The organism is Azospirillaceae bacterium (assembly GCA_028283825.1).
Taxonomy (GTDB): domain Bacteria; phylum Pseudomonadota; class Alphaproteobacteria; order Azospirillales; family Azospirillaceae; genus Nitrospirillum.
Genome location: JAPWJW010000003.1, coordinates 1,102,059 through 1,122,514 on the forward strand (window position 1 = coordinate 1,102,059; position 20,456 = coordinate 1,122,514).

The window sequence follows — 20,456 nt, forward strand, 5'->3', positions numbered from 1 at the left end:
GGACAGGCGTTGCGCGCCCCCGCACCTGCCGGCGCAGGAAATCCAGCAGCACGGCCCGCGTCTCCACCCCGTGCGGACCCGCCGCCCAGCGGCCGATGGCGGCGGCACAGGCCGAGGATTGTTCCGTGGGTGCCGGTTCAAAACGGCCGTCCATCAGGTCCAGCAGGCGCCCCAGGGCGGTCACCAGGTCGGGCTGGCGGCCCAGAAGGTCGCGCACCATGTCGGGCGCGCTCAGCACGTCGGCCAGCAGCTGGTCCAGCAGGGCGGCATGGGCCGGCGCCAGCGTGTCGTCCGACGCCAGGTCGATCAGCCATTCCGCCTTGCCCGCCAGGCCGCGGATGTTGACCAGGTCGCGGCAGAGGATGACCTTGCCCAGGTATGCCACCTCCTCCGCCGCGCCGTCGCCGGCCGGAACCAGGCCCAGGACATGGCGCATGGTGGCGTCGAAGCCGATTTCCTTAGGGTAGGGCAGATTGCGGCCGGCCACCGCCTTTTCCGCCCGCAGGCGCAGACCGTCCAGCATGCCCAGAAGGGCGTCGCGCCGGGCGCGGCTGTCCTCCCCCGTCCCACGCGATTGCAGGATGGCGACGCGGGTGGCGGCATCGGGCACCAGCGCCTGGTAACCCAGCACCCGCTTGGCCTCGCCGGCATGGTGCAGCAGTTCCGAGGCGGTCACGCCCTTTTCATCCAGGTAGGGGCGCATGATCCGGGAGATCAACACCCGGCTGTCAAAGGACAGGAGCTCGCGCCCGACACGGCAATAGTGCGCCTCCTCCACCGCCACGGGCGACAGGGGGCGTGGGGCCTCCGTCCGGAACTCGGTATGGATGACGGTATCCACCGTCTGGCCGCCGCCGGGGCGGACGAATTCGCGGATGATGCGCACGCCGGCGCGGGCCGGCAGGATGCGCGCCGCCAGGGCGCGGGCCTCATCCTCTTTCCGGCAGACCCGTTCGGTCAGCCAGTGGTCGTTCTTGAAGAATTGCACTTCAAAGGAGACGCCCCGCGCCTCCATCGGCGGAGGCGCGCGCTCGGCCTCGCCATAGGTCAGTTCCATCGTCATCGCCCGCCCCGACAACCGGCAATGAGCCCCAGGCGGACGGGAAAGCCCCCTTTCCCATCCGCCTGAGTGACCCGGCCCTTCGGCAGCCCCGCCGCTTTAAGCCGACTCCATTGCATGAATGCTGGGTAAAGGGTGACGCCACGCACCCGCGCAGTCAACCGAATGATCTATTACGATTGGAGAATCAGATGATTCCCCCACCTATCTAAACGGCGTATCAACGATCGGGCTTGCCCTTGGTCCATGTCGGGTTGGCGTTGAACAACGGCACCGTGGAAATGGCCATCTTGGCCGAGGCGTCCTTCACCTGGCGGCTGTAGATGACGTAGATCAGCGTGTCGTTGGCCCGATCATAGATTCGCCGGACGGCGATGGACTTGAAGATCAGGCTCTTGCGTTCGGAAAACACCTCCTCGCCACTCTTGGAGGTGTCGATCTTGCCGATGACGATGGGCCCCGTCTGCCGGCAGGAGATGGAGGTGTTGGACGGATCCTCGAACCAGTTGCCCTTGCGCAGGCGGTCGATGACGCTACGCGAGAAGCTGACGACGTGGCAGGTGACGCCCTGGATGTCGGGATCGGACACCGCCTCGACGGTCAGCCCGTTCCCGGTCCAGTCGTTGCTGAACGACCCCACCTCATCGGCACGGGCGGCGGGGGCCGCCACCGCCAACCAGGCGGCGGCAACCCAGGCTGCGACGGTCAGGGATTTCAACTGGTCAAATCTTCCATGGTCTGGCGCACGATCTGGACGATCTGGCCCCCACGACCGGCGACGTCGAAGCCGGCGGAACTGGTGATCACGGACAGTTCGATCTCGGTGGTCGGCGCGTAACGGGCGATTTCCGACACCACCTGGTTGGACAGGACATCCTCCTTGTCCACGCCCAGGGACTTCGCCACCTCCGTCCGCCAGCCGTTGATGGCGGAGATGATGGCCGATTCGATCTGGGCCGTTTCCTCCTTGCGGCGCAGGTCGCGGTATTGCACCAGCACACGCCACGCCCCCTCGGCATAGGCGGTGTCGATGCGCGACACCTCCACCGTGCGCAGGAAGGACGCCATGCGAATCTCATCCTCGTCATGAGAAGCGTCGCGGATGGAGAAGGTGCGGATTTCCAGGGTCATGCGCAGTCCCGATCAATAGGGCCCAGAGGAGGGCCCAGAGGAAGGCCCGGACGACGCCGCCACACCCAGACGGGCGGCGTCCTTTCCGTGGATGCTTTCGAATATAGCCGAGCCGGGGCCGCTTTGCAGGGGGCAACACCATCGGCATGTCCGTTTTCGACCCCGGGGCGGCAATTTTCCGCCTCGCGCCCGGCCATGTATTTAATTATCACCTGCCGATCGTTCCTCCACCGACGTGACCGGCGGCCATCGCCCCATCACGGAAGGGACGGGAACGGCCCGTTCGCCTGGCCGATGCATATTTTAAGGAAACGATCCCATGCCCAAGATCCACGTTGTCGATGCCGATGGCGCGGAGCACGCCTTCGATGGGGATGTGAAGGCGTCCCTGATGGAAAACATCTGCGACCAAGACCTGCCGCTGGACGCCGATTGCGGCGGCTCCTGCGCCTGCGCCACCTGTCACGTCCTGGTTGACCCCGCCTGGACGGATCGCCTGGCGGAGCCCAGCCTGGATGAGCTGTCGCTGCTGGAGGAGGAATCATCCTACCGGCCCGGCCGCTCGCGCCTGTCCTGCCAGATCGACTTCCGGCCTGAACTGGATGGCCTGCGCGTGACACTGCTGCCCCGGAGATAGTCTTAGCGCCCTCAGGCGCCGGGCGCCGGCATCCGCCGGCTGGGCTTCCTCGTTTAGCGGTCCACTCCGTTCCCCGCGAAACTCCGGCGGCCCCGGTCGGGGCCTGCAGCGGCGTGATCGCCGCTGCTCCTCAGGCGCCGGACGCGCCAAACGCCCAAAGAAAAAGGCGCCGCAGGGTTTCCCCTCCGGCGCCTTTTCCTATTGGGTCAAACCAGGCGTCAGGCCTTGTTGGCCAGCACCCGCTCCGACGCCAGCTCGGCCAGCACGCTCCAGCGGCTCAGCGAGATGAAGTGGGAGTAGATCAGGCCCAGGTAGCCGCGCTTGCGCCAGTCCAGGAAGACCTCGTCCGGCAGCTCGTTGAACTTCTTCTCATCGATGATGGTGAAGCCCGTCAGGGTCATGCGGCTGTTGTCATGCGACAGCGTCAGGTCCAGGCGCTGTTCGACCAGCAGGCCACGCTCATGCAATTCCTTGCAGAAGGCGCTGGTGGCGACGGCGGACTGGTTGAAGGTGGCGCAGAAGTTCAGGGCGTCGTTGCCGGCAGCGCCGGCCTTGTCGCCCTCGAACAGGGGGATGTCGCCGTCCGGGCCCACCAGGTTGGGGTCTTCCTCGACGCACAGCACCAGACGCTCACGGTCCGGGGTTTCCATCATCAGGAAGGGATAGCGGCGGACATAGGCCGGGATCGGCGTGTTCTTGCGCCAGTTGCCCTCGGCATCCACGAACAGGTTCTCATCCGGGCGCACGCCGGTCAGCACCACCGCCGCCGGGCTGTCGCCCAGGGTGAAGACGATGGGGTAGTTGCTGTTGAGGGCGATGAACTCTTCACCGACGATCGGAATGGCGTTGGCGTTGGCCGCGTAGGAGAAGGTCCGCTTCTGCTTCAGCTTCCATTCCCGATGGCGGTTGATGTCAACGGGAACGGGTTCCCGATAGAACGGAGGCATCTGGCCGGCTTCGGTCGCGGCGGCGTCGGTCATGGCAAAAAGTCCTGAAGTTACCGGTTAAAATATACTGGCCGGGAATTCGGACCCTTGTCGCGCGCCCTCCCCCCCGACGGGATGGGCTTTCAAGTGCCGGAATTGCATGCCCAAGTCAACAGGCCCCGCGACCCTGCCATGCCCCAAGCGCGTGACGAATTGTGACGAAGGCCGGACGACCGCACTTTTCAACCGCCGCGTACCGTGACTTTCGGCCGCTTCCTGGCCAGTTCATGTTCACCCAGCCAGATCACCAGGGTGGCGGCACCAGACATGACCTGCAGCACCTTCTCCGCCTTGGCCGGCATGCGGATCTTCCGCGCCATGCAATAGGCCACCAGGGCCGCCGCCACTTCCGTCTCCGTGAAGGGGACCTCATGCACCTGGCCGTAATCATCCTCGATGGGCAGGTTGATGGTGACGGGCGGCCCCTCGACGACGATCGGGTCCTTGACCGTACCCGGGGGCAGCTTGCGGTTCAGGCGTCCCGCGAATTCCACGATGGCCGTCATCAGCTCCCGCTCCGTGAAGCTGATCGCCCGCATCTCCTGCATGCCCCGTCCCTTTCAACGCCCCGTACCTGACGCGGGCATCATATAGGGCGGCGCCGGGGGCGGCCATCCCACCCTAAGGGCAGGTCGGAAAAGGAAAAGGCCGGCGCATCGGGGCGCCGGCCTTCTCGGGAAAACATCGGTCAAGGACGGGGTCAGGCGACCTTGGCCATGCCCTTGGCGCGACCGGCGGCCAGGCGCTCGCGCGCCATCTGGTCCGCCACCTCGTTGGTGGGGCGATCCTGGGCGTCGGCGCGGCGGAAGATGTCCGCCAGCGTACCGTGGATGGCCTCCACCTTGGCCAGGATGGCGTCCTTGGCATAGGCGCCGCCCACCTCGCCGGCGACATTGATGATGCCGCCGCCGTTGATGACGTAGTCGGGGGCGTACAGCACACCCATGGAGCGCAGCTGCCGACCGATGGCGTCCACCGCCAGCTGGTTGTTGGCGCCACCGGCCACCACCTTGGCCTTCAGCTGGCCCAGGGACTGGTCGTTCAGCACGCCGCCCAGGGCGCAAGGGGCGAACACGTCCACGTCCTGGGCATGGATCAGGGCCGGATCGACGGCGGTGGCGCCGAAACGCTCGACGGCACGGCCGACCTGCTCGGCGAAGATGTCGCTGACGGTCAGGATGGCGCCGTCATCGGCCAGGCGCTGGCACAAATTGCTGCCGACATTGCCCAGGCCCTGCACGGCCACACGCACGCCCTTCAGGCTGTCGGTGCCCAGGCGGTGGCTGACCGCCGCCTTGATGCCCAGATAGACGCCATAGGCGGTGAAGGGCGACGGGTCGCCGCTGGCGGCCGCACCATGGTTCAGGCCGGCGACATGGCTGGTCTCACGCCCCATCACCTGCACGTCGGCGACGGTGATGCCCACGTCCTCCGCCGCGATGTAGCGGCCACCCAGGCTTTCGATCATGCGGCCGAAGGCGCGGAACAGGCCGTCGGACTTGGCGGTCTTGGGATCGCCGATCAGCACCGACTTGCCACCGCCCAGCGGCAGGCCCGCCATCACGTTCTTGTAGCTCATGCCCCGCGACAGGCGCAGGACATCCTTCACCGCGTCGGCTTCGGTGGCATAGGGCCACATGCGGCAGCCGCCGCAAGCGGGGCCCATGGTGGTGTCGTGGACGGCGATGATAGCCTTGAGGCCGCTCTCCGGGTCACGGCCGAACAGGACCAGCTCGTGATTATCGAAGTCCGGAGCGTCGAACAGCATGGGGGCACTCTCCTGCCTGGGGCCCGCCTTCTGCCAAGGCGGCCCGGTGATCCGCGAGGCCGCCGGGGGCGGCGGGTTCTGGGCGGAACTGTCTGCAGGGGGAGCTTAGGGTCGGGGCCCCGGCCGGTCGATTTCGTTCTTTTATTGCGCGGCGCAGCTTTGGCCAACGGTTGGGGCGGCTATCGGTAATGTCCTGTCGCGAACACGATGCGGAGGCAAAAATGGCCGGCAGCGCCGCCGATCAGGGATTAAATTCCCCGATGGCGCCCTCCGGTCGGCCATGCCCATGCGCGATTTTCAGCGGCCGGCGCGCAAGCCCTGTGGCCGCCCCTGGCGGGCGGGCGCCTCACCCAGGCGCGGCGTGACGCGGCCATCGGGCAAGCGGGCGTCATCACCACCCAGCGACGGTTCACGACGCCCATCGGGGCGGCCGCCGCCCCGCTTGGGCGCCTTGCGGCTGGGACGCCGGCCGCTCCACCACCAGATGCCGGCCATCAGCAGGAACAGGGCGGCGATGAAACCCATCAGGGCGTTGCGCGCCCAGTCCGGCGCCGTGAGATCCAGCCCCTTGTCTTCCGGCGTATCGCCGGTGGGCTGCGATTCCACCGCGATGCGGGCGGCACCGGTGGTGCCGTCGGACGAAGCATCAGAGGAAGGGGCCGCATTGCCGCCCGGGCGCTGGGTCACGGACGGCGGCGGCAGGTTGGCCTGGGGCGCGGCGTTCGCGGGCGCGGCACTGGCCGAGGGATTGCGGGTGATGCTGAGGACGGTGTTGTCCGTCTCCTGCGCGCCACGCTCCACCCCCACGGCGGAGCGCGCGGCCTTGGGCTGCACGTCCTCTTCCCGCAGGCGCGGCTGCGACGCCTTGGCCCGGCTGGTGGGGTCGGTCAGGTTGCCCACGGTCTTGTCCACCGGGCGACCGATCATCATGTGGTCAATGGTGGCCTGGTCCAGCTGGCCGGTGACCTTCAGGCCTTCCGCCTTCTGGTATTGCTTGAGGCCGGCGATGGTGGATGCGTCCATCTTGGAACTGGCGCGGCCCTGGTAGAGGCCCTTCTCCTTCATGATGTCCTGCGCCCACTGGATAGTGGCGCTGTTGGGCTCGCCATCCGCGGCCCAAGCGACAGGGGCGCCGGCCAGGGTGGTCAGCATCACCGCCGCGACGGCGCGGGCAAGGAAAGGCCGACGGACGTGCAACATCACGGAACTATCCCTCATCAAATAAGGATCAAGACATCGGCCGCGCGGCAGAACGAACATTTCCCACGGGCACCTTTAGGCAGCGTGTTACAATTCGCGGGTCTTTGCCATGTGCAATTTGGCCGCCGGGCCCCGTAAATGCTGCATTGCGGCGCCACTTTGTAGGTAGCCCCGACGCCCAAGCGGGCACAAAGCGGCTGACGGGCTCAAAATGGCCCGGCATTGTGGGAAAATCATGGCATGCCGGACCACCTGGGCTGGTGCGGCCCATGGAACCGCCGTCGGCGGAAACGGAAACAAGAAGAAAGCGGAACCCTGCATATGACTGCCGAAAATCACGCCGCCTCCTTGGGCGACGCGCCCGTGCTGGACCGGGGGGTGCTGACCGCCCACATGAACGATTTGGGCGTCGACCTGGTGCGGCAGATCGCCGAGAAGTATCTGGACGACGCGCCGGCCAGCGTGGCGGCGGTGCGCGCGGCGGCGGAGGCGCAGGACCTGCCCCAGTTGCAGAAGCTGATCCACCGTCTGGGCGGCGGCGCGCAAACCGTGGGCCTGGCCGCCCTGTCGGCACAGGCCAAGGCGGCGGAACACGCCCTGCGCCAGGGCCATGCCGAGGAAGGCCTGCGCGAGGCCACGCGCCTGCTGGCCCGGGTGGACAGCGACCTCAAAACCCTGGCGGAATTCCGCGACAGCCTGAAGGGCTGAAGCCGCTTCTGTGACGCCGTCATTACCAGCGGCATGAGCAATCGTCTCATGCCGCTGTAGGCCCCGACCGGGGCCGCCGGACCTTTCCGGGGAGCCGCAGGCGAACTGGAAAGGGAGGATAAGGCCAAGGGCGCGGATGCGCCCGCCCGCCGTCTGAGGGCACCCTTAATTAAGTCACGTCGGCGCCCAGGCGATAGCCCAGGCCCTTTTCCGTCAGGATCAGGTGCGACTGGGTGCCGCCGTCGTTCATCTTGCGCCGCAACCGGCTGACCAGCACGTCGATGGTGCGGTCGCTGGGGTTGCGGTCGGTGCCGCTGACGGCGTCGATCAACTGGTCACGCGTGACCACCCGGCCGCCGGAACGGACCAGCAGGGCCAGCAATTCGAACTCGCCGCGCGTCACCCGCACCTCGACACCCTGCGGGTCGATCAGGCGGCGGCGGGCCAGGTCGATGGTCCAGCCGCCGAAGCGGCGCACCGTGCCCTCCGCCCGGCGCATCTTGCTGGGGTGGGTGCGGCGCAGCAGGTTGCGCGCCCGGGCCAGCAGTTCACGCGGGTTGGGCGGCTTGGTCACATAGTCGTCGCCACCGGTTTCCAGGCCGAAGACGCGGTCGTCCTCGTTGGCGCGGCGGGTGACGATGATGATGCCGACGTTGGAGATTTCGCGGATGTCGCGGGCGATGGAAAACCCATCCTCATCCGGCAGTTCGATGTCGAGCAGCACAAGGTCGGGCGGTTGCCGGACGATCGCTTCCCGCGTCTGCTTGCCGTTGGACGCCTCGGCAATCATGAAACCGGCCTGATGAAAGTAACCCGCCAGCAAGGCCCTGGTCGCCGGCTCGTCCTCAACGATCAGGACCAGCGGCGCTTCCACACTCTCCGTCATGACTCTTCCAACCCCCCTGCGGCCCGCTGCCCCAAATGCGCGCGCCGGCCCTTGGCGACAGAATGTCCTTCACGGCCCCACAACGCAAGTCCCTGACAGACCAGGGCCGTGGCCTCTACGTATAGGGAAAACGGACAGGGGAAAATTGGAAAAACGCGATTAATATGACAATGGCGGGACCGTGGACGACAACCACGGCGACCCGCCATCGCACAACACCCAACCGCCGGTGGGCAACCCCTCCCGAGTCTGGGGGCCCAGTCGGGATATTCTCAGCCGCCCAGCCCCAGCAGATCGGCGTTGCCGCCGAAGGCGGTGATGTTGACGGTCAAGGTCTTTTCCGTGGCGAAGCGCAGCAGATAGTGCGGGCCGCCGGCCTTGGGGCCCGTGCCCGACAGGCCGTGGCCACCGAAGGGCTGCACGCCCACCACAGCACCCACCATGTTGCGGTTGATGTAGGTGTTGCCGCAGTTCAGGCGCCGGAAAATCTCCTGCGCCCGGTTCTCCAGCCGGCTGTGCACGCCCAGGGTCAGGCCGTACCCGGTGGCGTCGATGTCGGCCAGCACCTGGTCCAGGGCGTCGGCCTTCCAGCGCACGATATGCAGGATGGGGCCGAACACCTCGCGCGGCAGGCGCTTCAGGCCGTCGATCTCATAGAGGCGGGGACCGAAGAAGGTGCCGTCGGCGTGGGGGGTACCCGTCGGGCAGGCGTGGACCAGCTTGGCCTCACGGTCCATGCGGGCGGCGTGATCTTCCAGGATCTTGCGCGCGTCGGCATCGATGATGGGGCCGACATCGGTCGCCAGATCCATCGGATCGCCCAGGGTGATCAGCTCCATGGCGCCCTTCAGCAGGTGGGCCATCTGGTCGGCCACGTCGTCCTGCACGAACAGCACCCGCATGGCGGAACAGCGCTGGCCCGCCGACTGGAAGGCCGACGTGATGCAATCGTCCACCACCTGTTCCAGCAGGGCGGTGCTGTCGACGATCATGGCGTTCTGGCCGCCGGTCTCCGCGACCAGGGGGACGATGGCGCCGTCGCGGGCGGCCAGCGCCCGGTTGATGGCGCGCGCCGTCTCGGTGGAACCGGTGAAGGCGACACCGCCGATGCGGGCGTCGGCCACCAAGGCCGCCCCCACCGTCTCACCATCCCCCGGCAGCAGGTGCAGGATGTCGGTCGGCACGCCGGCGCCATGGAACAGGCGCACGGCGCGGGCGCCGACCAGGGTGGTCTGCTCGGCCGGCTTGGCCACCACGGCGTTGCCAGCGGCCAACGCCGCCGCCACCTGGCCGGCGAAGATGGCCAGGGGGAAGTTCCACGGGCTGATGCAGACGAAGGTGCCACGACCGTGCAGCGACAGCTCATTGCTTTCGCCCGTCGGGCCCGGCAGGCGGGTGGGCGCGCCGAACTGGGTGCGGGCCAGGCCGGCGTAATAGCGGCAGAAGTCCACCGCCTCGCGCACCTCGGCCACCGCGTCGCCCCAGGTCTTGCCGGCCTCGCGGATCAGGATGCCCATCAGGGCCGGGGTGTCGCCTTCCAGCGCGTCGCCCATGGCGTCCAGGATGCGGGCGCGGCCCTCACCACCCAGGTCGTTCCAGGCGGGTTGCGCCTTCGCCGACAGGGCCAGCGCCCGGTCGATCTGTTCCGGTGTCGTGTCGGCGGTGGTACCCACCGGACGCTTCCTGTCCGACGGGTCCAGCACCGGTCGGGCGTTCTTACCCGCCACGTCCTGGCCGCCGACGATGGGACCGGCCGTCCAGGATTGCGCCAGCGCGGCGTCGATGTCGGCGCGCAGGGCCTGCACCGTGGCGTCGTCCGTCAGGTCGATGCCGCGGGAGTTGGCGCGGTCAGCACCGTAAAGCTTGTCGGGGGTGGGGATACCGGCATGGCGCAGCACGGGCAAAGCCTCCAGAAGGGCGATCGGGTCGGCAACCACCTGGCCCACGGGGATGGCCGGGTCCATGTAGGCGTTGACGAAGTTGCTGTTGGCGCCGTTCTCAAGCAGACGGCGGACGAGATAGGGCAGCAGGTCCTCATGCGTGCCGACCGGCGCATAGATGCGCACGCGCGGCACGGCGCGCAGCTGGTCGCGGGCGGCGGCGTACAGCAGGTCGCCCATGCCGTGCAGGCGCTGGAACTCCAGGTCGCGGTTGTCGCCGGCCAGGTGCAGGATGGCGGCGATGGTGTAGGCGTTGTGGGTGGCGAACTGCGGGTAGATGGCGTCCTTGGCCGCCAGCATCTTACGCGCACACACCAGGTAACTCAGGTCCGTCGCCGCCTTCTTGGTGTAGACGGGATAGTCGGCGTGGCCCTGGGTCTGGGAGAATTTAATCTCCGTATCCCAATAGGCGCCCTTCACCAGGCGCACCATCAGGCGGCGCCCGGCGGAACGGCCCAACGCCGCCAGCCAGTCGACCAGATGGGCGGTGCGCTTCTGATAGGCCTGGATGGCCAGGCCCAGGCCGTGCCAGCCGGCCAGGTCCGGATCGCGCGCCAGGCCTTCCAGCAGGTCCAGCGAGATGTCCAGGCGGTCGGCCTCTTCCGCGTCGATGGTCAGGTTGATGTCCCAGCGCTTGGCCTGGATGGCCAGGTCCTTCACCCGGGGCAGCAACTGCGCCATCACGTCGGCGTACTTGGCGTAGACGTAGCGCGGGTGCAGGGCCGACAGCTTGATGGAGACGCCGGGGGCGGCATAGGGACCCTTGCCCGCCGCCGCCTTGCCCACCGTGGCGATGGCGTTGAGGTAGGAGGCCTGGTAGCGGTCGGCCTGTTCCCAGGTGCGCGCCCCCTCACCCAGCATGTCGTAGGAATGGACGGTGCCCTCGGGCTTGACCTTCCTGGCCTCGGCCACCGCCTCGGCGATGGTGCGGCCCATGACAAAGTGTTCGCCCATCACCCGCATGGCCTTCATCATGGCGGCGCGGATGACGGGTTCGCCCGAACGCTGGATCAGGCGGCGCAGCAGGCCGGGGGCGTCACCCTGGCGGGGCTCCACCTCGACCACGCGGCCGGTCAGCATCAGGCCCCAGGCGGCGGCGTTGACGAAGGCGCTGTCGGACCGGCCCAGATGCTGGTCCCACTGCCCCTTCATGATCTTCTCGGCGATCAGGCGGTCGGCGGTGTCCGGGTCGGCGATGCGCAACAGGCATTCGGCGATGCACATGAGGGCGATGCCCTCCTGGTTGGACAGCCCGAACTCCTGCATGAAGGCGTCCAAGGGGCCCAGTTCCGAACGGCGGGCGCGGGCGGCGTTCACCACCGCCACCGCCTGGCCATCGATGCGCCGGCGCTCCTCCGCGCTCAGACCGTGGGCCGCCAGCAGGGCGCGCACCGCCATCTCTTCATTCACATGCTTGGCACCGCGCAGGGCGGCGCGCGGGGTATCGAGATCAGCGGTTGAGGCGGTGGAAACCGGCGCCTGGGACATGACACTGCCTTAGGGTCGAGGGGGTGGTGGATGTCGCGGATTATGGCGAGATGCGCGGCATATTTCCCGCCGATTTAGGCGATTTTTCAGTATATCATCCGGCCAAGAACACCTTCGGACGACGAAAATATGACCCGCCAAACCGCGGACCAGTTGGACCGCATCGACCTGAACATCCTGCGCATCCTGCAGGAGGATGGGCGGCTATCGAACGTTGAGCTGTCGCGGCGGGTGAACCTGTCGCCCACGCCCTGTCTGGAACGGGTTCGGCGCCTGGAACGCGACGGTTACATCCAGGGCTACAATGCCCGGCTGGACCCGGAACGGTTGGGCCGCGGCCTGATGGCCTTCATCGAGGTGCGGCTGGACCGCACCACCCCCGACGTCTTCCACATCTTCGCCGAGGCGGTGGCCCGCCTGGATGAGATCCAGGAATGCCACATGGTGGCCGGCGGCTTCGACTACCTGGTCAAGGTGCGGGTGGCCGACATGGCCGCCTACCGCGCCTTCCTGGGCGACAAGCTGTCCAGCATCCAGGGTGTTGCCCAGACCCACACCTACATGGTGATGGAGGAGGTCAAATCCACGGCGGCGATACCGGTGCCGGGGCGATAGCGGACCGCCTACAAGAAAGCAATCCAACCAAGCATCGCCACCGACAATGGCAACAATATTAGGAATATTAGATTTGATGCTCACGCAGTAATTTCACAGCATCTTCCACGTCATGTTCCACCATCCCCCGCAGTGACACGCAGTTGGCGGGTGACCCTCCATAAGATTGGGAAATGGTTTCATCAAGGGCCCGCTGGAACTGTGCCCTTCGCGGCAAATTTTTTATATTCTGGATATATTGTTTCGCAAACGTCAGGCTATTATTTTCCGCCCACCCACAGAAGTGGGCCATGGTGGCTCTATTTGCCACAGAAAGTATCGCCCGATAGGCGTCGTGGACAAATGGCCCACACAGAGAACTCAACGGAGCGCCATCAGCCCCCGCCCGCTCACAATCCCAAACCGTATAAGAGTCGTTCGACCAATATGCGATTGCCTTATAATTCTTCCAACCTCCATCGCCGAAGAACTTAGAACTTTCCTGGCTTTGAGGAATTTTGTCACCAACCGCGAAGAAAGCGACAAAGCAAGGATTGTGATCCCGGCACACCGCAGAAACGGCGCCATCGTACACGGACCTATCCTTCAGAGAATCAGATGATATCTCAATAAATGGACTATACGGCCCCTCAGAAAGACCACCAACCAAATGCCATTTCGTCTTTTTTTCCATAGTTTCCGCAGAAATTGCATCGTCGTTTTTTGCGAGCACCAGGAAAGACACAACCAAAGACAGACAAAAAAGGCCGCTTAGTATATATTTTTTCATTCTTCCCTCGGATAAATGCATATAGGAATCCCGTACCCAGCATATACCCGCGACGGTATGAATCCTAAGGATGTTAGACAGAAGAATGGTCCGCGGCCGGCCGAAACAACAACCTCAAGCGGCTTCCAACCACCCCGCCATCCCCTCCGCCGCAACCAGCGCCCCGCTGAAGCAAGCTTGCAGCAGGTAGCCGCCGGTGGGCGCTTCCCAGTCCAGCATCTCGCCCACGGCGAACACGCCCGGCAGGCGGCGCAGCATCAGGTGATCGTCCACCGCGTCCAGCTTTATGCCGCCGGCGGTGGAGATGGCGCGGGACAGGCCCTGCATGGCGGTCAGGGTGATGGGCAGGGCTTTCACCCGGGCGGCCAGCGCGGCCGGCGTGGCGAGGTCGGCGGGGGCAGCACCTTCGCGCAGCAGGGCGGGGATGATGCCCTCCAGCCCCAGGGCCTTGCGCAGGCGGTTCTTCAGGCTTTCCGAAGCCGGCGCGCGGACCAGGCGCTGGGTGACGGCGGCCAGGTCCAGGTCGGGCTTCAGGTCCAGGCGCAAGGTGGCATGGCCGTCGCGGGCGATGGCCTCACGCAAGGGGGCGCCCAGGGCGTAGAGGGCGCCACCCTCCAGGCCCGTGCGGGTCACGATGGCCTCCCCCCGGCTGGTGTGGCCGGCGAAGGTCAGGGCGATGCGCTTCAGGGGCTGGCCCTCCGCGCGCGCGACGAACGTGGGGGACCAGGCGACGTCGAAGCCGGCGTTGGCCGGGCGGAAGGGGGCGATCCCGACGCCCTTGGCCGCCAGCAGGGGCGCCCAGCCGCCGTCGGAGCCCAGGCGCGGCCAACTGGCGCCGCCCAGGGCCAGCAGGGTGGCGTCGGCCGCCACCGCCAGCGGACCGTCCGGCACCTCGAAGACCAGCGCGCCATCGGCATCCCATCCGGTCCAGCGGTGGCGGGCCTTGAGCGTCACGCCCAGCCCGTCCAGCCGGCGCAGCCAGGCGCGCAGCAGGGGGGAGGCCTTGAGGCCCACGGGGAATACCCGGCCGCTGCTGCCGACGAAGGTCTCTATCCCCAGCCCTTCCACCCAGGCGCGCAGGTCGGCGGGCGTGAAACGGTCGAGCCAAGGTTTCACCACCGGGGCGGCAGCACCGTAGCGGGTGAGGAAACGCTCCAGCGGTTCGGAATGGGTGATGTTCAGACCGCCGCGCCCCGCCATCAGGAACTTGCGCGCCGGTGACGGCATGGCATCGAAGACGGTGACGGCCATGCCCTTGGCGGCCAGCGCCTCGGCCGCCATGAGGCCGGCGGGGCCGGCGCCGATGATGGCCACCGTCCGCTTCATATGATCCGCCAATGCCGGCACCATCCGTCCCCTTGGAATAAACCACAGGCCGCTTCTAGGCACGCCGAGCCGCACCCGTCAATCCGCACCACCGAAAAGCGGGCGCCGCCCTGTGCCGGACGCATCACATAAAGACATCTTTATGTTTGCATCTGTATCCCCACATGACTAGGGTGACGCACGTTTCATTCAAGATACCGGCCGTCCCGCCGGTGGAGCATGCCATCATGGCCCTGACCCGATCCGAACGCCTGGCCCGCCTGCCCGAATTGCTGAAGCAGCGCATCCTGGTGCTGGACGGCGCCATGGGCACCATGATCCAGGGTTACAAACTGGACGAGGCGGGCTATCGCGGCGAACGGTTCCGGGATTGGCACCGCGACGTGCGCGGCAACAACGACCTGCTGAACCTGACGCAGCCGCAGATCGTGCGCGAAATCCATCAGCAGTATTTCGACGCCGGCGCCGATATCGTCGAGACCAACACCTTCAATTCCACCAGCATCAGCCTGGCCGACTACGGCATGGAAGGCCTGGCGTATGAGTTCAACAAGGCCGGTGCGGCCCTGGCGCGCCAGGCCGGCGACGCGCTGGAGGATGCCGACCCGTCGCGTCCCCGCTACGTCGCCGGCGCCATCGGCCCCACCAACCGCACCGCGTCCATCAGCCCGGTGGTGACCGACCCCGGCTTCCGCAACGTCGATTTCGATGAGCTGCGCACCGCCTATGTGGAACAGACGCGCGGCCTGATCGATGGCGGCGTGGACATGCTGCTGGTGGAGACCATCTTCGACACCCTGAACGCCAAGGCGGCCCTGTTCGCGGTGGAGGAAGTGCTGGAGGAAAAAGGGTTGGAACTGCCGGTCATGATCTCCGGCACCATCACCGACCGGTCCGGCCGCACCCTGTCCGGCCAGACGACGGAAGCCTTCTGGAACAGCCTGCGCCATGTGAAGCCGCTGAGCATCGGCCTGAACTGCGCTCTGGGCGCCGATTTGATGCGCCCCTATGTGCAGGAACTGAGCCGGGTGGCCGACACCTTCGTCAGCGCCCATCCCAACGCCGGATTGCCCAATGAGTTCGGCGGCTATGACGAGACGCCGGAACAGATGGCCGAGCAACTGCACCACTGGGCCGGCGACGGCCTGGTGAACATCCTGGGCGGCTGTTGCGGCACCTCCCCCGCCCATATCCGCGCGATTGCCGAGGCGGTGAAGGGTGTCACGCCCCGCACCCCGGCCGATCGCCCGGCGCGCATGCGCCTGGCCGGGCTGGAACCGTTCGAGATGCCCGCGTTCTGATCCCCCGCCTTCCCCCAAGCCATCCCCGCCCGCAATCGTTTCGCCCCCGGAACCCGCCGCCATGACCGAGCCCCGCACCGCCATCTTCATCAATGTGGGTGAGCGCACCAACGTCACCGGATCGGCCAAGTTCAAGAAGCTGGTCCTGGACGGCGACTATGAGGCGGCGCTGGCCGTCGCCCGCCAGCAGGTGGAGGGCGGCGCCCAGATCATCGACGTCAACATGGACGAGGCCATGCTGGACAGTGAGGCCGCCATGGTCCGCTTCCTGCGCCTGATCGCGTCGGAGCCGGACATCGCCCGCGTGCCGGTGATGATCGACAGTTCCAAGTGGAGCGTGATCGAGGCCGGCCTGAAGAACGTCCAGGGCAAGGCCATCGTCAATTCCATCAGCCTGAAGGAAGGCGAGGACGCCTTCGTGGCACACGCCAAGAAGGTGCGCCGCTACGGCGCCGCCGTCGTGGTCATGGCGTTCGATGAGAAAGGCCAAGCCGATACCGAGGCGCGCAAGGTGGAGATCTGCCGGCGCAGCTATGACGTGCTGGTGAACAAGGTGGGCTTCCCGCCGGAAGACATCATCTTCGACCCCAACATCTTTGCGGTCGCCACCGGCATCGAGGAACACAACAACTACGCCGTCGACTTCATCAACGCGACCCGGCGCATCCGCACCGAACTGACCGGCGCCCACGTGTCAGGCGGCCTGTCCAACGTGTCGTTCAGCTTCCGCGGCAACAACCCCGTGCGCCAGGCGATGCACAGCGTCTTCCTGTACCACGCCATCGCCGCCGGCATGGACATGGGCATCGTCAATGCCAGCGAACTGCCGGTGTATGAGGACATCCCCGAGGAGCTGCGCGAGCGGGTGGAGGACGTCATCCTCAACCGCCGCGACGACGCCACCGACCGCCTGCTGGAAGTGGCGGAGAAGTACAAGGGCGGCGGCGCCCGCAAGGAGGCCGACCAGCTGGTCTGGCGCGACGCGCCGGTCAATGCCCGCCTGACCCACGCCCTGGTCCACGGCATCACCGACTGGATCGATGGCGACGTGGAGGAGGCGCGGGTGGCCGCCGACCGCCCGCTGTCGGTCATCGAAGGCCCCCTGATGGACGGCATGAACGTGGTCGGCGACCTGTTCGGCGCCGGCAAGATGTTCCTGCCCCAGGTGGTGAAGTCCGCCCGCGTGATGAAAAAGGCGGTGGCCTACCTGCTGCCCTTCATCGAGGCGGAGAAGGACGGTGCCGCCGCCAAGAACAACGGCAAGGTCCTGATGGCCACCGTGAAGGGCGACGTGCACGACATCGGCAAGAACATCGTCGGCGTCGTCCTGCAATGTAACAATTACGAGGTCGTGGACCTGGGCGTCATGGTGCCCTGCGCCAAGATCCTGGAAATCGCGAAGCTGGAAAAGGCCGACATCATCGGCCTGTCCGGCCTGATCACCCCGTCCCTGGATGAGATGGTGTTCGTCGCCAAGGAGATGCAGCGCGAAGGTTTCCAGGTGCCGCTGCTGATCGGTGGCGCCACCACCAGCAAGGTGCACACCGCCGTCAAGATCGACCCGTCCTATGCCGGGCCCATCGTCCATGTCATCGACGCCAGCCGCGCCGTGGGCGTGGCCGGCAGCCTGCTGAGTGCCGAGGGCCGCGCCGCCTATGCCGGCGGCGTCAAGGCCGACTATGCCCGCATGCGCGAGGCCCACGCCCGCGCCCAGGCCGGCCGCGCGCGCCTTGCCATCGCCGACGCCCGCGCCAACCGCGCCCGGCCGGACTGGGCCGCCTATGAAGCGCCGCAGCCGCTGACGCCCGGCGTGACGGTGTTCCAGGATTACGATCTGGCGGAACTGGTGTCGCGCATCGACTGGCGCCCCTTCTTCCAGGCCTGGGAACTGGCCGGCACCTTCCCCGCCATCCTGGAGGATGCCGTGGTGGGTGAGGCCGCGCGCAACCTGTACGCCGACGCCCAGGCCATGCTGCAACGGATCATCGGGGAAAAGTGGCTGACCGCCCGCGCCGTCGTCGGCCTGTGGCCGGCCAACAGCGTGGGCGACGACATCGAGGTCTACGCCGACGCCGACCGCACGGCCGTGACGGCCACGCTGCATACCCTGCGCCAGCAGATGGCGCGCGAGCCCGGCCGCGACCGCCCCCACCTGGCCTTGGCCGACTTCGTGGCGCCCAAGGACACCGGCATGGCCGACTGGATCGGCGGCTTCGCCGTCACCGCCGGCATCGGGCTGGAGGAACGGGCCAAGGCGTTCGAGGCGGCGCACGACGACTACAGCGCCATCCTGCTGAAGGCCCTGGGCGACCGCCTGGCCGAGGCCCTGTCGGAACGCATGCATGAGCGCGTGCGCACCGAGCTGTGGGGCTACGCCGCCGGCGAGACCCTGAGCAACGCGGACCTGATCGCCGAGAAGTACCGCGGCATCCGCCCGGCCCCGGGATATCCCGCCTGCCCCGACCATACGGAGAAGGGCATCCTGTGGCAGTTGCTGGACGCGGAGAACAACGCCGGCATCACGCTGACCGAAAGCTATGCCATGACGCCGACCGCCGCCGTCAGCGGCCTGTACTTCGCCCACCCCGACGCCAAGTATTTCGGCCTGGGCAAGGTGGAGCGCGACCAGGTGGCCGACTACGCCGCGCGCAAGGGTTTGGACCTGGCCGTCATGGAACGCTGGCTGGCGCCCAACCTGAACTACGACCCCGCCCCGGCGGACACGACGGCGGCGGCGTAAGCGCCCTTCCAGGATAAGAAACGGGCCGCATCCATCGCCGGATGCGGCCCGTTTCATTTCAGCGGTGCTGGAGCGTCACTGCCAGATGTTGATCTGGTCCGGCGTGCAGCGATAGTGCCAGTGGTGGCCGTTCCAGCGCAGGCCACCGTCCCATTCCTCGCCCCGGAAATCGAAGTCGTGGGGCGGGCCGAAGCGCTGGACGAAGGCGTCGTAGATGCGGTGGCGGCAGTTGCCCATGGGCGGCGGCCCATCGTCGCGCCGGTCGTCGTTCCAGTTGATGCCGCCCTGCGGCCCCTGGTCATAACCCTGCTGCGGCTGGTCATAACCGGGCGGCCCCTCGGCCGGGCCGTTGTTCCAGTTGATGCCGCCACCATAGCCGGGCTGCGGCGGAGGGGGCGGTGGTTCATAGGCCGGCGGCGGCGGAGGCGGCGGACCGTCCCAGCGGCGGTCGCCGATCTCCCGCGCGGACGAGATGCTGTTGAACAGGCCGATGGAGCCCAGGTCGCCGATGCGCGTGCCCCGGCCCACCCGCTTACAGTCGCGAAAGCCGGAGTTCTTGCACACTTCCCAGTCGCCGGAGCGCACGATCATGGACTTGGCGCGGTCGTTCCAGCGGCCCATGTCCGCCAGGTTTTCCACGCCGTCGCGGATGGTCAGCGCCTCCCCCCGGAAACCGGGTTCGGAAAACAGCGTGATCTCGCCGGCCAGCGCGCCGGCGGCGGTGCCCAGGGTTCCGGCCAGGACGGCCATGCCCACCAGGCGTTGCAGCGTTTTTTTCATGACGATCCACCCTGTCCTCGACCGGACGGACGACCGCGATGGCCGTCCCTGTCCGAACATTCCATGGGTGCATTCCTGCAACGGAATGCCGCCCCCGGCGGATTTAACCTAAACCGCCGAGAATGGCGAGCCCGTGGCAGGGTGATGACATCATTCGGGTTTTGGGGAAGCCTTCACACCTTCGGCGCCCGCACGCCCAGCATGTGGCAGATGGCGACCGTCAGGTCGGCGCGGTTGAGGGTGTAGAAGTGGAAGTCGCGCACCCCTTCCCGCTCCAGCCGCAGGCACTGTTGGATCGCGACGGTGGCGGCCACCAGCTGGCGGGTCTCCGGCTCCGCATCCAGGCCGCCGAACACCTCTTCCATCCAGGTCGGCACCGCGCAGTTGCACTTGGCGCCCAGATCCTTGGCGCGGGCGAAATTGGTGATGGGCAGGATGCCGGGCACGATGGGGATGTCGATGCCGGCGGCCGCCACCTTATCGCGGAAGCGCAGGAACTTGTCGGTGTCGAAGAAGAACTGGCTGATGGCGCGGGTGGCGCCGGCGTCCACCTTGCGGCGCAGATTGTCCAGGTCGGCGGCCGCCGTGGCCGCCTCCGGATGCACCTCGGGGAAACAGGCGACGGAGATCTCGAAATCCGCCACGCGCTTCAGGCCGGCCACCAGGTCGGCGGCGTAGGCGTAGCCGCCGGGATGGGGGACGTAGCCGCTGCCGCCCAGGCCGCCGCTGCCGTCCGCCGCCTGGGGCGGGTCACCGCGCAGGGCCACGATGTGGCGGATGCCGGCATCCCAATAGGCCCGCGCGATGGTGTCGATCTCCTCGCGCGAGGCGGCGACGCAGGTCAAATGGGCCGCCGCCGGAATGCCGGTCTTCTGCTGGATGGCGGCGACGGTGGCATGGGTGCGCTCACGCGTGGACCCGCCGGCACCATAGGTCACGGACACGAAGGCGGGCGACAGCGGCGCCAGGCGGTGGATGGCCTGCCACAGCGTCTGTTCCATCTTCTCCGTCTTGGGCGGGAAGAATTCGAAGCTGACGCGCAGGCCGCGCGGCACGGTCACCAGCGGCTCCCCGCCGCCCAGGTTGATATCCGTGCCTTCGCTGAGGATCGTCATGATGGT

At 67.1% G+C, this 20,456-nt stretch carries 18 protein-coding genes; 6 read left to right on the forward strand and 12 right to left on the reverse strand.

From position 1 onward, the window contains the following. Positions 1-118 precede the first annotated feature (118 nt). Entirely contained in the window at positions 119-1,129 is a 1,011-nt protein-coding gene (locus tag PW843_16925) for a hypothetical protein (protein MDE1148276.1), read from the forward strand. A gap of 151 nt (positions 1,130-1,280) precedes the next feature. On the opposite strand, the gene PW843_16930 is transcribed toward PW843_16925, so the two are convergent. After that, positions 1,281-1,778, reverse strand: a complete 498-nt coding sequence (locus PW843_16930) for a CreA family protein (protein ID MDE1148277.1) — start codon at positions 1,776-1,778, stop codon at positions 1,281-1,283. After that, on the reverse strand, positions 1,775-2,191 hold the full coding sequence (locus PW843_16935) for an HRDC domain-containing protein (GenBank protein ID MDE1148278.1): 417 nt from the start codon (positions 2,189-2,191) through the stop codon (positions 1,775-1,777). The genes PW843_16930 and PW843_16935 overlap by 4 nt, the downstream gene beginning before the upstream one ends. Before the next feature lie 319 nt (positions 2,192-2,510). Between PW843_16935 and PW843_16940 the strand changes: the two genes are divergently transcribed. After that, on the forward strand, positions 2,511-2,828 hold the full coding sequence (locus tag PW843_16940; GenBank protein ID MDE1148279.1) for a 2Fe-2S iron-sulfur cluster-binding protein: 318 nt from the start codon (positions 2,511-2,513) through the stop codon (positions 2,826-2,828). Positions 2,829-3,046: 218 nt separating this feature from the next. Here the strand turns inward: PW843_16940 and PW843_16945 are convergent, their stop codons facing one another. From PW843_16945 to PW843_16960, 4 genes are all read right to left on the reverse strand, one after another. Continuing rightward, positions 3,047-3,808, reverse strand: a complete 762-nt coding sequence (locus PW843_16945) for a SapC family protein (GenBank protein MDE1148280.1) — start codon at positions 3,806-3,808, stop codon at positions 3,047-3,049. Positions 3,809-3,996: 188 nt separating this feature from the next. Next, a complete protein-coding gene (locus PW843_16950) occupies positions 3,997-4,362 on the reverse strand; it encodes a hypothetical protein (GenBank protein ID MDE1148281.1) in 366 nt (121 codons plus the stop codon). A gap of 152 nt (positions 4,363-4,514) precedes the next feature. Continuing rightward, positions 4,515-5,582, reverse strand: coding sequence for a Glu/Leu/Phe/Val dehydrogenase (locus tag PW843_16955; protein ID MDE1148282.1), 1,068 nt, complete (start codon positions 5,580-5,582; stop codon positions 4,515-4,517). A gap of 297 nt (positions 5,583-5,879) precedes the next feature. Beyond that, positions 5,880-6,782: a peptidoglycan-binding domain-containing protein gene (locus tag PW843_16960; GenBank protein MDE1148283.1), complete on the reverse strand. Its 903-nt coding sequence runs from the start codon at positions 6,780-6,782 to the stop codon at positions 5,880-5,882. 321 nt (positions 6,783-7,103) lie between these two features. On the opposite strand from PW843_16960, the gene PW843_16965 reads away from it, so the two are divergent. After that, the gene (locus PW843_16965; GenBank protein ID MDE1148284.1) at positions 7,104-7,490 is read left to right on the forward strand and encodes an Hpt domain-containing protein; all 387 of its coding nucleotides are present in this window, start codon (positions 7,104-7,106) and stop codon (positions 7,488-7,490) included. A 169-nt stretch (positions 7,491-7,659) separates the two neighbouring features. Here the strand turns inward: PW843_16965 and PW843_16970 are convergent, their stop codons facing one another. Beyond that, complete coding sequence (locus PW843_16970; protein MDE1148285.1) at positions 7,660-8,376, reverse strand: response regulator transcription factor; 717 nt, start codon at positions 8,374-8,376, stop codon at positions 7,660-7,662. 272 nt (positions 8,377-8,648) lie between these two features. Continuing rightward, complete coding sequence (gene putA / locus PW843_16975) at positions 8,649-11,804, reverse strand: bifunctional proline dehydrogenase/L-glutamate gamma-semialdehyde dehydrogenase PutA (GenBank protein ID MDE1148286.1); 3,156 nt, start codon at positions 11,802-11,804, stop codon at positions 8,649-8,651. 129 nt (positions 11,805-11,933) lie between these two features. Between putA and PW843_16980 the strand changes: the two genes are divergently transcribed. Continuing rightward, positions 11,934-12,419 carry an Lrp/AsnC ligand binding domain-containing protein gene (locus PW843_16980; protein ID MDE1148287.1) on the forward strand — a complete coding sequence of 162 codons (486 nt, stop codon included), beginning with the start codon at positions 11,934-11,936 and terminating at the stop codon, positions 12,417-12,419. Between the two features lie 67 nt (positions 12,420-12,486). On the opposite strand, the gene PW843_16985 is transcribed toward PW843_16980, so the two are convergent. Continuing rightward, on the reverse strand, positions 12,487-13,209 hold the full coding sequence (locus PW843_16985) for a hypothetical protein (GenBank protein MDE1148288.1): 723 nt from the start codon (positions 13,207-13,209) through the stop codon (positions 12,487-12,489). Positions 13,210-13,302: 93 nt separating this feature from the next. Beyond that, the gene (locus tag PW843_16990; GenBank protein MDE1148289.1) at positions 13,303-14,514 is read right to left on the reverse strand and encodes a TIGR03862 family flavoprotein; all 1,212 of its coding nucleotides are present in this window, start codon (positions 14,512-14,514) and stop codon (positions 13,303-13,305) included. Positions 14,515-14,741: 227 nt separating this feature from the next. Between PW843_16990 and PW843_16995 the strand changes: the two genes are divergently transcribed. Beyond that, entirely contained in the window at positions 14,742-15,815 is a 1,074-nt protein-coding gene (locus PW843_16995) for a homocysteine S-methyltransferase family protein (GenBank protein MDE1148290.1), read from the forward strand. Positions 15,816-15,876: 61 nt separating this feature from the next. Further along, positions 15,877-18,555: a methionine synthase gene (gene metH, locus PW843_17000; protein MDE1148291.1), complete on the forward strand. Its 2,679-nt coding sequence runs from the start codon at positions 15,877-15,879 to the stop codon at positions 18,553-18,555. A 75-nt stretch (positions 18,556-18,630) separates the two neighbouring features. On the opposite strand, the gene PW843_17005 is transcribed toward metH, so the two are convergent. Together PW843_17005 and metF are read right to left on the reverse strand one after the other, a co-directional pair. Continuing rightward, positions 18,631-19,335 (reverse strand): beta/gamma crystallin-related protein, encoded by a 705-nt coding sequence (locus tag PW843_17005; protein ID MDE1148292.1) that lies wholly within the window; start codon positions 19,333-19,335, stop codon positions 18,631-18,633. Between the two features lie 173 nt (positions 19,336-19,508). Continuing rightward, positions 19,509-20,450: a methylenetetrahydrofolate reductase gene (gene metF, locus PW843_17010; GenBank protein ID MDE1148293.1), complete on the reverse strand. Its 942-nt coding sequence runs from the start codon at positions 20,448-20,450 to the stop codon at positions 19,509-19,511. Positions 20,451-20,456 lie beyond the last annotated feature (6 nt).